The 13,853-nt window shown below is 63.5% G+C and carries 8 protein-coding genes; 2 read left to right on the top strand and 6 right to left on the bottom strand.

What is annotated here, in order from left to right; all coding sequences use genetic code 11:
- Positions 1-124 precede the first annotated feature (124 nt).
- The 4 genes from AC3IPP_RS01350 to AC3IPP_RS01335 all read right to left on the bottom strand — a co-directional run bounded on the left by AC3IPP_RS01350 (position 125) and on the right by AC3IPP_RS01335 (position 7,777).
- Complete coding sequence (locus tag AC3IPP_RS01350) at positions 125-1,639, bottom strand: CRTAC1 family protein (RefSeq protein WP_489150065.1); 1,515 nt, start codon at positions 1,637-1,639, stop codon at positions 125-127.
- 11 nt (positions 1,640-1,650) lie between these two features.
- Positions 1,651-3,813 carry an acylase gene (locus AC3IPP_RS01345; RefSeq protein ID WP_489150064.1) on the bottom strand — a complete coding sequence of 721 codons (2,163 nt, stop codon included), beginning with the start codon at positions 3,811-3,813 and terminating at the stop codon, positions 1,651-1,653.
- Between the two features lie 66 nt (positions 3,814-3,879).
- Entirely contained in the window at positions 3,880-6,390 is a 2,511-nt protein-coding gene (locus tag AC3IPP_RS01340) for a TonB-dependent receptor plug domain-containing protein (protein ID WP_489150063.1), read from the bottom strand.
- Positions 6,391-6,502: 112 nt separating this feature from the next.
- The gene (locus AC3IPP_RS01335) at positions 6,503-7,777 is read right to left on the bottom strand and encodes an MFS transporter (protein ID WP_489151024.1); all 1,275 of its coding nucleotides are present in this window, start codon (positions 7,775-7,777) and stop codon (positions 6,503-6,505) included.
- Between the two features lie 287 nt (positions 7,778-8,064).
- Here AC3IPP_RS01335 and AC3IPP_RS01330 point away from each other — a divergent pair, with 287 nt between their 5' ends.
- Positions 8,065-9,852, top strand: coding sequence for a sensor histidine kinase (locus tag AC3IPP_RS01330; protein WP_489177429.1), 1,788 nt, complete (start codon positions 8,065-8,067; stop codon positions 9,850-9,852).
- Entirely contained in the window at positions 9,849-11,183 is a 1,335-nt protein-coding gene (locus AC3IPP_RS01325) for a sigma-54-dependent transcriptional regulator (RefSeq protein WP_489150061.1), read from the top strand. Before AC3IPP_RS01330 ends, AC3IPP_RS01325 begins: the two co-directional genes overlap by 4 nt.
- Before the next feature lie 219 nt (positions 11,184-11,402).
- On the opposite strand, the gene AC3IPP_RS01320 is transcribed toward AC3IPP_RS01325, so the two are convergent.
- On the bottom strand, positions 11,403-12,191 hold the full coding sequence (locus AC3IPP_RS01320; protein WP_489150060.1) for a hypothetical protein: 789 nt from the start codon (positions 12,189-12,191) through the stop codon (positions 11,403-11,405).
- Positions 12,188-13,807: a YecA family protein gene (locus AC3IPP_RS01315; RefSeq protein WP_489150059.1), complete on the bottom strand. Its 1,620-nt coding sequence runs from the start codon at positions 13,805-13,807 to the stop codon at positions 12,188-12,190. Before AC3IPP_RS01315 ends, AC3IPP_RS01320 begins: the two co-directional genes overlap by 4 nt.
- Positions 13,808-13,853 lie beyond the last annotated feature (46 nt).

Raw genomic sequence — 13,853 nt, 5'->3', positions numbered from 1 at the left:
CCGTCGCGAGAAGAGCCGGCAGCATGCACTGCAACGCACCATCACCAGCTGCGGCATCTAAACTCCAGAACCTTGCTGGACCGGAGAGCCTGGTGTCGACCTACACGCCAGAGAACGTTTCCCCCTACCGTTGCCCCAGAGGTCCAGCCGGCGTCACGGCCAATCGCCGGCCGGTGAAAGCTTGAGGATCAACATCTTCAATGACGACCCGCTTGCCGCCCATATAGCTGACCTCAACCCGAACCGGCTGCATCCTGGCCAGGCCGAAATGCACGGGACCGGCGCTTTGGGCGTTATAGCCGCCCCCCGTCGAGACCTGCCGGGTTCCCAGAATTTGGCCCTCCCGGTCAAACAGCCGCACTTCCGCGCCTGGCGGAATACGCTTTCCGCCCTCGTCCAAGACCAGAACGCTGAGGCTGCGTGAGCGCGCCGGCTCAGCCAGATCGTTATGGAATAGGAAGTGGCCGCCCTCGTCGCCGTATCCGTCAGTCAGCGACAGGTCCAACGCGCCGTCGTTGTCGTAGTCGATCCATTCGACGCCGTGATCGCCGGCGTTCAACAGGCTCTCGCGGGTCAGAACCTGTTCAAACCGGCCGTCGCCGAGATTGCGGTAGAGCAGATTGACGGGAATCTGCTTGCCCGGCTCGCCTTCATAATGGGTGACGAAGAGGTCCAGCCAGCCGTCATTGTCGTAGTCGCCCCAGGCCGCCGCCACGGCGTGGCCGCCGTGATCCAGCCCGGCCTGGGCCGCGACTTCGGAAAACGTCCCGTCGCCGTTATTGCGGTACAGCAGGTCCGCGCCATAGACGGCGACGAAGAGGTCGAGGTTCCCGTCGTTGTCATAGTCGCCGACCGCGCAACCGACGCCGCCCGTGCTGCGATCCCGCCTGGCTTGATCCATGCCCAGGGCCGGAGCCACGTCGACGAAGCTGCCCCCGTCATTGCGCCACAAGGCGTCAGTGGAGCCGGACTGGTTGGCCAGGAACAGGTCCAGGTCGCCGTCGCGGTCATAGTCCAGCCAACAGGCCCCGACGGTAGCGCGAACGTCGTTGACGCCGCCCTCCCCCATCACCGGAATGAAACGGCCGTCCTGATTGCGAAAGAGCTGGTTTGGCCCGGCGCGGTCCGCCGCATAGAAGTCCAGCGCGCCGTCGTTGTCGTAGTCGATCCAGTTGGCCTGGCGGCTCATCCGCCCCGGCACGAGAAGGCCCAACGTCTCGGCCTGCTCCACAAAACGCAGACTGCCTTCGTTGCGCCAGACGAAGGAGCGATTGGCCGCGCGATCGCCCATGACATTCGATCCGCCCATCAAGTCGACGAACCCGTCACCGTCGAAGTCGCCCCAGCTCACCCCCCGAATCTCGATGCCCGAGGTCGGCAGGCCCATCTCCGGACCGATGTTGACGAAAGCGCCGCCGTCGTTGCGATAGAGGCGAACTTCGCCGCTCTTCCAGGAAACGGCCAGGTCCAGGTCGCCGTCGTTGTCGAAGTCGGCCCAGGCGTTCGACAGAGCGCCCGGTACCGAAAAGCCCTCGACCTGAACCGAAGTGAAGGCCGGCTCGCCCGCCGCCGCTCCAGAGGCGGCGACCATCAGCGCCAGCGACGCTGCGCCCGCCGAATATCTGATCCGTCGTGTCATGGTCAGGCCTTTCATGGCTTGAAGTTGAAGGGCGTGCGTTCCTGGACGGCGGCCTCGACCTGCTCTCGCCGCAGCAACAGCTCGCGGAAGTCGGCGCGCGACACGCGTTCGATCTGATCGCTGTAGTGCGTCGTGCCCGGCTGGCGAGAGTTGCCGTAGCTCATCAGGCCATAGGCCCGCACCGGCGTGGAGAACTCGATCATCGCCACCCACGTCTCGCCGTGGACGGGCGTGCGAATCCCGTTTTCGTCAGGATCGGACCAGGTGAAGACCCGGAAGGAACCCAGGTTGCCGTAGCCGGCGGCGCCCGGAACATTCACGTCGTTCAGGATCATGCGCGAGGCGTCGCCGAACGGCCGGTCGATCGCGCCGTATTTGCGCTTGGTGTTGGCGATAGCGGTCCGCAGTTGATCGACGGCGGCCTTGGGGTCGCGGACGCCGTAGGGGGTGCTGACCGGCTTATCCAGCGACCAGGGCGTGGCGAAGCCGGCCTGGCCGGCGAAATTCTGGCCAGCGAACAGACGCGCCCATTCCTCGAACAGCAGGGCGGCGCGGCTGTCGCTGGTGAACTCGCGATCCCACGCCGCCAGCAGGCGCGCCGCCGCCTGGACCTCGGGATCGGGGTCTATCAGGGCCGCTGGGATCAGATCCGGCAAGGTGCGGTCGGCCATGACGGCGCGATGGCTAAACTGTAGCGCCATGAAGCGCTCCAGCGTCAGGTCGTCGTTCTCGGACATCAGACGCACGCTTTGTTGTGCGCGCAGGGAGTGCGGCGTCTGGGGCGCCAGATAGGAGGGGAAGTCCCTGGGCGTGTAGGTGACGGGCCAGGTCGGCGTCCACGGCGGATCATTGGAGTTCTGCACGAAGCCGCCCGGCGGATTGGTGACGCGCGGCAGATCGTCCAGCGGGTGGGTCTCGGTCCACAGGTAACGCGAGGAATCGCCCGGCACGAGCCCCTGCCAGAAGGCGATGTCGCCCTCGGCCCGTTTGGGCGCCACTCCGTTGAAGCTGTAGTTGATGGTCCCTTCGCGGTCGGCGTAGACGATGTTGAAGGTCGGCACCTGCATCCGCGCCATGGCGGCTTCGTAGTCGTCGAAGCTGTCCGCCGTGATCATGTCGAAATACTGCTCGAGCATGCCCGGCCGATCCAGACCGGCGACCCGAACGGCGACGGCCGTGCCGTCCGCGCGCTCGAAGACCGGGCCATGGACGCTGGAGCGAATCTCCAACGGCTTGTCGACCGTCGACCCGTCCGCCTGACGCAGGCGATACGAGGCCTGACGCCGCTCGAACGGCCGCACCTGACCGTCATACAGATAGCCGCCGTCCTGAAGCGTCAGCCGATAGTTGGTGGCCCCCACCATGCCGTTGACGGTATTGGTGATGCCCATCCGCTGATTGAAGGCGAAGCGGATGACCGGCAGGCCGATCTGGGTCGCGCCATAGATTTCGAAGTCCGGCGTGACGAGATGCGCCTCGTAGTAGGTGAAGTAGTCCGTCGTCCAGGACAGGTGCGGGTTCTGCAACAGCAGGGCGTTCCCGTTCGCCGTCTTGCCCGGCGCCACAGCCCAGGAGTTGGATCCCTGATCGGCCAGGTCCGGCGGGTCGCCCTCGCCCAGGGTGCGGCCGGGCGACGCGACATAGAGGAAGTTCATCAGGCGATGGGCGTGAGCCACCACGTCGGCGCCGGAGACCGGCAGCACCTGCCGCACCTCAGGCGAGATATCGTCGGGGTTCTGCTGCGCATAGGCGTTGATGCCCGCGGCGAAGGCGTCGAGGTTGGCGCGGAAATCAGGCGACTGCTGCGCATACCACTGCTGGGCGCGCTCCGGCACGCCGTTGGTCAGCAGCCAGACGGTCGTCTGTTCGTAATCCGGGCCCCAGTATTCGGCCCCTTTGCCCCGCGCTTCTCCATACAGGCGCAGGATGTTGTCGCCGTGGCTGCGCGCCTGGGCCCAGCCGTAGCCGTAGAAGGCTGAGGGCGCGTCGACGCCGTAGATGTGCGGGACGCCGTAGCCGTCCCACAGGATCTCATTGCTTCTCGGTTTATAGGCCGCAATCGGCGCCTGCGGCGTCGAGGTCGGCTCGGCCAGCGCAAAGGCGACGCCGGGCGCAAGGCCGATCACAGTCGCCATAACCAGAGCGGACGCCGCCCGGTGCAGAACTCTCAGCATGGATTTCCCCTCTCACCCAGATCCGGAGACGCCGTTGCAGCGACGCCCCCGGAACGTTCTCCTAGATCACCACTTGTAGGCGGCGCGTACGAACCAGGATCCGCCGGTGAAGCCGAACGGCGCAAGCCCGCTGTACATCCCATTGCCCAGGTCGGCCGAAGGCTCCTGAATCTTGGTCGGGTAGACGTTGAAGATGTTGTTGGCGCCCAGCGTCAGGCGAACGGCGTCCGTCACGTCGTAGTTGACCTGAAGATCGGTGATCCAGGCGGCTTCGATCTCGCGGTCCAATGCCGGATTGGACGAGTGTCGCGTGGTGTATTCGCCGAACCGCGTCAAACGCAGGTTGGCGCTGAGCCGATCCAGCGTCCAGCCGCCGTTGAGCGAGATCTTGGATTTCGGCAAGGATTCCGTCAGCGCCGCCTGCTTGCTGCGGTCGAAGATGACGATATCGCCCAGCGCCGCCAGCTCCGGCGGATTGTCGATGATGCCGGTGATCTCGGTTTCGTTCTGATTGTAGCCGAAGCTGAAATCGAAATCGCCGAAACCGACCGTGCCGTACTTGTAGGTCGCGACGACGTCGAAGCCGCGCGTCCGCGTGTCGATGGCGTTGGTGTAGTACTGACCGCTGACATCCGGCGACAGGCCGTTGGCCACCATGATGGCCTGAAGCTGTTCGCCGATGGTTGTCACCCCGTCCGCCGACAGACGCGTATCGATCGGCGAGAAGGTCGTGGTGACGGCGATGCGATCGGCGACGTCGATCTGATAGGCGTCAAACGTCAGGACGAAGTTCGAGAAGGGCGTCAGGGTGAAGCCCACGCTCAGGTTCTCCGACATTTCCGGCGTCAGCGGCTTCGCGCCCAGGGCGATCGCCTCCGGCGAATTGACCTGGAAGTTCTTCAACCGCAGGGACTCGGCCACCCCGGTGCCCCGGATGTCGCGCAACTGGCTGGTGGTGGCGGAATAGGCCTGCTGCGCCAGGCTGGGAGCGCGGAAGCCCGTGTTGAACGAAGCCCGCAGAGCGGCCCAGTCGTTCAACTCATACCGGCTGCTGATCTTGTAGATGGTGGTGTCGCCGGCGGAGTCGTCGAAATTCTCGTAGCGCACGGCCCCGCCGAGATAGAACCGCTCGGTCGGATTCCAGCCCAGTTCGCCGTAGACGCTGTAGTTGTTGCGGCTGACGTCGGCCTCGTCTTCAGGCCGGAAGCCCGGTGTGGACTGCGTGCCGGGAGGCAGGGGCTGGCCCGCGAACGGCTGGCCCGGCGGACGGACGTAATCGCCCTGAATCCAGCTCGCTTCGTCCCCCTGCTCGATCGTGTAGTTCTCCCAGCGGTGTTGCAGGCCGAAGGACGCCTGCAACTCGCCGGCGTTCTCGAGCGTGAAGCCGCGCGTCACATCCAGCGCATTGACCCACTCGGCCGACGCCAATTGTCCGATGTAGAAATGACGCGGACTGCTCGGCCCGAGGCTGGCGTTCAGGCTGTAGTTCTCCCAGTCCGAAACGTTCGAGCCGTAGCCCGTCGACAGGTCCCAATCCCAGCCGGCCAGAGCCCCACGGGCGCCGACGACCGCCTCATAGTCCTTGTCCTTGATGACGGTCAGGGTGCGCAGGCCGTCCGGCGCGATCTCGGGCAGGACGGTGATATTGGTGGGCGGCCGCCACGTCCAGCTCAGGTCGGACTTGCGCTGACCGTAGGTGCCGAAGGCGTAGAGTTCGAGATCGTTGCTGACCGTATAGGCCGCGTTCGCCCCGAAGACGTTGGAGACCTGAGGCATGGTGCCGTAGTTGGTCGTCACCATCCGGTCGATGATCGCTTCGCGCGGGTCGAGCGAACCGTCGGGCAACAGCGGATACAGGCGCACGGAATCGGCGATGCGCTCCGCCCGGTTCGACGCGCCGCGATCCATGAAGCTGTACGACAGGTTCAGGAAGCCGTCCTCGCCCAGCGCCAGACCGAGGTTGGCGTCCAGGTTCACATAGCGGCCGTCATTGCGGTCGAAGTTTCGACCATGGGCGACCGAGACGCTGCCGCCCTGGGCGCTGGAGTTCAGCATCACGTTGATGACGCCCGCCACGGCGTCCGAGCCGTACTGGGCGGCCGCCCCGTCGCGGAGCACCTCGACCCGGGCGATGGCGCTGGACGGGATCATGTTCAGGTCGACCCCGACCGAGCCGTTGTAGAGCGTCGAAACCGAGTTGATCAGCGCCGTCCGGTGACGACGCTTCCCATTGACCAGCACCAGCGTCTGGTCCGGGTTCAGGCCTCGCAGTGCCCCGGTGGCGATGACGGTGGAGCTGCCGCCGCCTGATCGCGCCGGCAGGTTGAAGGACGGCACCAGATAACGCACCGACTCGAACACGCCGGTCTGAGCCCCCTGCTGCAACTGTTCGGCGTTGAACACGTCGATGGGCGTCGGGCTCTCGATCGCCGTGCGCGGCGCTCCGCGCACGCCGGTGACGATGATGTCGTCCACCCGCGCGGCCTCGGCGGTTTCAGGCTGCGCTCGTTCCTGAGCGAACGCCGTCCCCGCCGTCAGGCTGAGCAGACTGGCTGACGCCAGGCTCGCCGCTTTCAAGCCAACTTCACTGAAATCCCTAATCATCGCTCAGTCCCTCCCACTCCAGACTTGCGTTACAGCCCCTCGCTGCGCAGCCGGGTTTTTGTGATTACGCTCGCTAATACTGATTTCAATCGTGAGTAATCATGCTCTTATGTTTAGTATCTCTCATGAAAACAAAAACGATGAGCGATATGCCGATCATGACCGTCACGTACCAAAAGTAGGCGCTCTCGTTATTCTGTGACTTGAACCACAGAGCGGCATACTCGGCCGTGCCTCCGAACAGGGCGTTGGCGATGGCGTAAGGCAGGGCCACGCCCAGGGCCCGCACATGCGCCGGGAACAGTTCGGCCTTCACCACGGCGTTGATGGCGGTGTAACCGGACACGATCACGAGGGCCGCAAGAGCCAGGGCGAAGGCCGCCGGTGCGCTGTTCACCGCGGCCAGGGTCGACATGATCGGCACGGTGAAGAGCACGCCCAGCACGCCGAAGGTGATCATCACCGGCCGCCGCCCGATCCGGTCCGACAGGGCTCCAACCACGGGCTGCAGCAGCATGAAGACCAGGAGGGCCGCAGCACTGATCTGGGTCGCCGCGTCCTTGGAAAAGCCCGACGTGTTGACCAGGAATTTCTGCAGATAGGTGGTGTAGGTATAGAAGGCGAGCGTGCCGCCGGCCGTCAGCCCCATCACCAGAAGCGCTTCCTTCGGATGCTTGAGGATCAGCAGCATGGCGCTGGATTTCGGCGCGGCGCGGGTGTCTTCCGCCTTGAAGGCGTTGGTCTCATCCAGACCCCGGCGCAGCCAGAACACCACCACGGCCAGGCCTGCCCCGACGAAAAAGGGAATGCGCCAGCCCCAGGCGCTCAGCGCCTCATCCGTCATCACCGCCTGCAGGACGATGAGCAACAGCAGAGCCAGAAGCTGGCCCGAGATCAGGGTCACATACTGGAAACTGGACCAGAAGCCGCGGTTCTTGGCCGACGCCATCTCGGACAGGTAGGTGGCCGAAGAACCGTATTCTCCGCCGACGCTGATGCCCTGCAACAGTCGGGCGACCAGCAGCAGGGCCGGCGCGGCGATGCCGATCTGGGCGTACCCCGGCGTGCAGCCGATCAGCAGGGAGCCGGCGCACATCAGGGTGACCGACAAGGTCAGGCCGGCCTTGCGGCCTCGTCTGTCGGCGTAGACGCCCATGATCCAGGCGCCGATGGGCCGCATCAGGAAACCGACCGCAAAAACGGCCGCGGCGCCCAGAAGTTGGGCCGTTCCATCATCACTCGGGAAAAAGATCGGCGCAAAATAAAGTGCGAACGCAGCATAGGCATACCAGTCAAACCACTCGACTAGATTGCCCGTTGATCCACCTATGATGTTCTTGAGGCGGCGCGCGTTAGTCATTGAAGACATATCACCGACTCCGGAAGAATCTATTCTTGCAATCGAAGTGATCCCGGCCCATCAAATCTGACATACTCGCGCCCCAATCCCTTAAACCGCTCTGCGACGGCTCGATGAAGAATGATAGTCATGGGGATGATCGGAGCGGCAACGCAGTCGCGCGAAAACTTTACAACACGATGTTTTTCTTCACTTTAACGCCTGCCTCGTTACGATCCCGCGCCGCGCCGGCGTGCCGAAAACCGCCCATGTGAGACCGCCTTTTGTCCCGCAAACCACACAGTTCCGTGCGAAACGCCCTGCAGCCGCGACACCGCATGCTGATGCTGGTGGCGATCAGCCTCATCCTGGGCTGCGGACTGGCGATCTGGAGCGGCGCCTACTGGGCTGCGCGCCAGGCCCGGCTGGCGACGGACGCCGCCGCCGCGGAGCAGGCGGACAAGCGCGCGCGTCAACTGGCCGGCGCCCTCCAGAAGTTCCGCCTTCTTCCCCTGGTGCTGAGCGAATACCCCGACGTCCACGCCGTGCTCAGCGACGCCCGTCCCGATTCCGTGGCGCGCCTGAACGGCAAGCTGGAGCTGCTGGCGGAGCGGACCGACGCGGCCGCCATCTATGTCATCGCGCCGAACGGCCTGACGCTGGCGGCGAACAACTGGAACGAGCCCGGCAGCTTCGTTGGACAGAATTTCAGCTATCGTCCCTACTTCCTCAACGCCATGACCAATGGGGAGGCCGAGCTGTTTGCAGTCGGCTCAGTCACCGGGCGTCCAGGCTTCTTCATCGCCCGCAGGATCGACGACGGCGCTCGAACCCTGGGCGTCATCGTCGTCAAAATCGATTTCGCCGACCTGGAAGCGCAATGGAGCGGAACGGCCGAGCACACCCTGGTCGTCGATCCTCGCGGCGTCGTCATCATCACCGACCACGACCCCTGGCGATTTCGCGCCACACGCCCGCTGACGCCTGAAGATCATCAAGGCATCCGCAGCGCCCTTCAGTTCGCCTCCCTGCCGCTGTCGCCACTCCGGCTCATGCAGAATAGAGGTGGGGATCTCAGCATGGCCGATGCGGAAGGCCGCTTTCGTTCGTCGAGAACGGCTGCCGCCATCGAAGGCGCATCCCTGCTGCACGTGGCTTCGCTGGAGCCGGCCTACAGGGGCGCCAACACCCAGGCCCGCCTAGTCGTCTTCGCCGTCCTGGCCGCCGCCGTCATGGCCTTCGCCGCCTATTGGCGCATCCACATGGGCCGCTTGGCCCAGGTTCGCGCCCGTCAGGCCCTGGAGGAAGAAGTCGATGCGCGCACCAGCGAATTGCGCGACGCCAATCGCCGTCTGCGCGAGGAATCACAAGGGCGCCTGGCGGCCGACCGTCGGTGGCGCGCCGCCAGCGAAGAACTGGCCCAGGCCAACCGCCTCGGCCTGATCGGCCAGGTCACGGCCGGCGTCGCCCACGAGATCAACCAGCCGATCGCCGCGATCCGCGCCTTCGCCGAAAACGGCGCGCGCTATCTGCAGCGCGGCAGCATCGCCAAGGTTCAGGACGATCTGGCGTCCATTGTCGACCTGACCGACCGCGTCGCGCGGATCACGACGGAGTTGCGCTCCTTTTCACGCAAGCGGACCCCGCTGGTGGACGAAGTCAGCCTGAACGAGGCGCTGGACGGCGCCTTGCTGCTGATCGGCGACCGTTTACGCACGGCCGGCGTTCGCTTGGACTGGACCCCGCCTGTGGAGACTCTGCGCGTCTGCGCCGACAAGATGCGGCTGGAGCAGATCTTCATCAACCTGATCCAGAATGCGACCGACGCCTTGCAGGGTCGGCCCGACCCGACCATCGCCGTCGTCATGGAGATCGGCGAAGAGGATGTTTCGATTGTCATCGCCGACAACGGTCCAGGCGTCTCTCCCGAGCTGGCGGGGTCCCTCTTCACGCCTTTCGTCACCAGCAAGCCGACTGGATTGGGCCTCGGCCTCGGCATCGCCCGAGACATCGCCCGTGAGTTCGGCGGCTCCCTTTCCCTGGCGGCTTCGCCCTTGGGCGGCGCTGCGTTTCGTGTTCGATTGATACGCGCATGACGACTCCGGAAACTCCCCCCTCGGTTCTGTTCATCGAGGATGACGCCGAGTTGCGGCGCGCGATCGTCGACGCGCTGGATCTTGAATCCATCGCCGTTCAGGCCCTGCCTGACGCCGCCCAGGCCCTGGCCGCCCTGACGCCTCAGTTCCGCGGCGTGGTGGTGTCCGACATCCGCATGCCTGGCATGGACGGACTGGAGCTGTTCTCACGCATTCGCGAACTGGATTCGCAGATTCCCGTCATTCTGATCAGCGGGCACGCCGATGTTCCGATGGCGGTTCAAGCGCTGCAGGACGGCGCCTTCGATTTCCTGACCAAACCCTTCGCCATGGACCGGCTGATCAACGCCGTACATCAGGCGCAGGACTATCGGGCCCGCACCCTGGCCCATCGCGCGCTGCGCGCCGCGACGGAAGCCGCGGCCCATGCCAACGCCCTACTGATCGGCGAAAGCGCCGCCATGGTCACCCTGCGCGAGGCCATCGCCCGCATCGCCGCATCGGATCTGGACGTCCTGGTCGAAGGGGAAACCGGCACCGGCAAGGAGCTGGCAGCCCTAACCCTGCACCGCCTCAGCAAGCGACGCGGCAAGAGCTTCATACCGGTTAACTGCGGCGCCATCCCCGATCACTTCGCCGAGGTCGAGCTGTTCGGCCAGACGCTGGACGGCTCCGGCTATCGTCGCACCGCCCAGGTCGGTCGGATCGAGGCGGCCGACAAGGGCACGCTGTTCCTTGACGAGATCGACAGCATGAGCCCCGGCGTCCAGGTCAAGCTGTTGCGCGTCCTCGAGGAACGCACCCTGACGCCTGGCGGCGAGCCCTATCCTGTCGATATCCGGGTCATCGCCGCTTCTAAACGCGATCTGGAAGGCGCGGCTCGAGAGGGCGCGTTCCGATCCGACCTGTTCTATCGCCTGAACGTCGTGCGTTTGCGGATGCCCCCGCTGCGCGAAAGACGAGAGGATATCCTCCCGCTGTTCGCGCATTTCCTGGCGGACCGAAGACAGGCGCCGGAGATGGACGCCTACGCAGTATCCGACCCCATTCGCCGCCACCTTCTGGAGCATAGCTGGCCCGGCAATGTGCGGGAGTTGCGCAATTTCGCCCTCAGCACCCTGGTCAACGCCCCGGATGTCGAACCTGCCGCGACGCCATCGCCTCAAAGCCTCACAGATCGGGTGGATGCCTTCGAGGCGGCTCTGATCCGCGAAGCCTTGCAGGCTGCCAGGGGCAACGTCTCCGAAGTCATCGCCCGCCTGGCGACGCCTAGGAAGACGCTTTACGGCAAGTTCAAGCGTCTCGACATCAACCCAGCGGACTATCGCTAAGCCCCATGTGGCATGGTCGGGCAACCTCCATTGAGGTCGCCCCACTGTATGGATTCAATTAAGTTTCTTGATAGCCGTTCCGCGCCAGGAGCGGTCATTGTCGCTAGTCCGAGAAGGCGACATTCGTCAGCAGAACGCGATGGCGCAAATCTTCCGAGCCTACATCTCTGCCGAGCGACGCTCCGGAAGGTCGAGCTTCAGACAACAGCCGCGGCCCAATCAGTCGCCTTCAAGGCGACTGATTGGGCCCAGAATTCGTCGCACGATCCGGTAACCCGACGCCTCGTAGGTCTGCTCCGCAAGGTCAGCTACCGGATTGACCTTCCCTAGGACTGGGCTTTTGCCGGCGGTGTCGTCCCAGTAGGTTTTCAGCCACACAGCCTTATCTCTCACCGCGCCCGGCGGCCCCGCCAGTCTCTTCGCGATGTAATGACGGATGAGCTTCGCAGGCTTGTCGAGCAGGACCTTTCCAGCAACCGGCGTCGGGTCGTAGTCGTCAAAGCGGCGCAGATAGTGAACGAACTGGCGTTCCGGTTGTTCGCTGTCATGGACGAGGAAAACGCCCCCCCACGAGTACCTGTCACAATCCGCCTTGACGCTCTCACTCACCAGAATCGTAGGGAAAATGGTCTCCCTACACTCCATCCCGTAGGCTTTCAGCATAGCCGGGCCGAACATGAATTGACCGTCGTGGTGTATGTTTCCGAGGGTCAAACCACCTCGAACCAAAATGTCGATCTGCAAGAGATTTTCAGCGATCGTCGTAAGGCTTTCGAGAATCTCGTACAGCCCAGCCTCAGTCCGATCTGTCGAGATGACGATGCAGTCTGAGAAGTAAGTTATATTCATACCTAGCGCGGGGTTTTCGCAGGTACTCACACTCAGTCGATCCATGGCAGCAACGATTTTCGCGCGTTTTTTCGGATCATCGGCTGTCGACTGCACGAGGGCGCTGAAGCCAAGCATGTCAACGAATGCGACGTATTTCTCGCGGTAGGGATCGGTCATGGCACTACCGTCTCAGCGGGTCTTCTCGCGAGCAACGTGCGTAGAAAGCCATCGCTTATGTACTCGCGCAACTCGTTGTCATCCAGATGCGCTAGAGACGGGTCGTCGAGCGCTTTGCCAATCTGCGTTGCGAGACCCTTCCGGTCGAAATCCGCAAACATGTCCATGAACCGCTCATACATTTCGTAAGGCGTTTGGGCATTTGCGGGCACGTCCTGAATCTCACCGAAATAGGCGGCCTTGTTGGCCTGCCAATCCTCGAAAGATGCGTCGTCCATCTTCTCGCTAAGGATATGATTGCCCTTCGCAGTTTCGGCCACGATGTAGCACTCACGGGTGTTCTCAAGGACTGTGGCGCTTCTCACGATGCCCACAAACGGCTCATCGGGCCCGCCAAAATCGTAGGCTTGGCCGATCTTGATCCGCGGTTTTCCACCAAGCAGCGTTTCGCTGGGGAGAGAGCCGTCGAAGGTGATCGGAAACTCGTGAAGGCTGGCTAGACTGCGGGCGACCTCAAGCGCGTCACTGTGTTTGAGATTGCGCCGATACTGCTCAATGACGGTGATTTCGCCCGTCTTGATGAAATCATCGATGCGGAAGCCGAGGGGTGCCAACGCCAGAACGGCGTCGGCCTCTAAGGCGCGGTGGAAGGCCATGTTGACGACGAAGACATAGGCGCTCTCCTTTGGGGCGTCCGGATGCCCCTCATACTGCTCAAGTATTTGAACCGCTCGGAGCACCAGGGCGCCGTTGGGCAAATCCCCCTCAGGTCCCAGAGGGGCGTTGATGTCGATAAACACCAGTCGTTCGTGGTCGCTGGGCTTGTCCAATGCGTCGTGCAGATGGGTCTTCAGCTTGCTCAACGGTCGGTTGTCCCTGCCGCCGTCATTGTCTGTTCGACCAAGCAGGCCAGACACCGCCCGGCTCTTGGCTTCGACCGTGTAACGCTTGCCTGAGCCGGTTTTTACGGCGGCGAACTCGCAGTGCCGCTGCCTGCGGCTATCCTCGTCTTCCAACAACAGTTCATAGCCAGCACGGATGAGCGCACTGGCTATCATCATTTCAAAGAAAGCCCCCTGAAACTGAGCAGGATCCCGTAGCCGCGCGAGCATCTTGGCTTGCAGGTCCGAATTGTGATCCATGAGGTAGAGGCTGTAGGCCAAGCCCAGATAGCAGACGACGACGCCAGTGACCGGGGCGCTGTTGATCTGCCCAGCCTCGGCCTTGAACCGCTTTTGATACTCGATGAACGCGGCATGCCACTGCATGATGGGATGGCGGTCTGCGAGAGCCTTCTCGTTCTCCCGCGCACCCCATTCAAGCGTCAGCTTGTCCTTGATGTAGTCGAGCAGGAAATCAGGGAACGTCCGCCATTTCTTGCTCCACATGATCCGGTTGTTGACGGCGACGATTTGATGATCGCCGTGCTGAACCGCGATGATGGGCTTCCCAAAGCCCTGCTGTCGCCGGCGGATCGCCTCGTCAGCCAAATGAGCCTCGTAGGCGCGCTGCATTTCTGGCGGGGCTGTCCGCTCCATCTCAAAGCCAAGGCAGCAGTGCTTGAACTTACGCCCGCTACCACAATGGCATTTTTGATTTCGGCCGAGCTTGGACATGGAGCCAATACTCTAGCTTACAAGCCGCGCCACGGCCAGAAATCGG

The organism is Brevundimonas sp. KH_060 (assembly GCF_057838275.1).
Note: the sequence above shows the minus strand (reverse complement) of the source record. Positions and strands in the feature narration are given on the sequence as shown.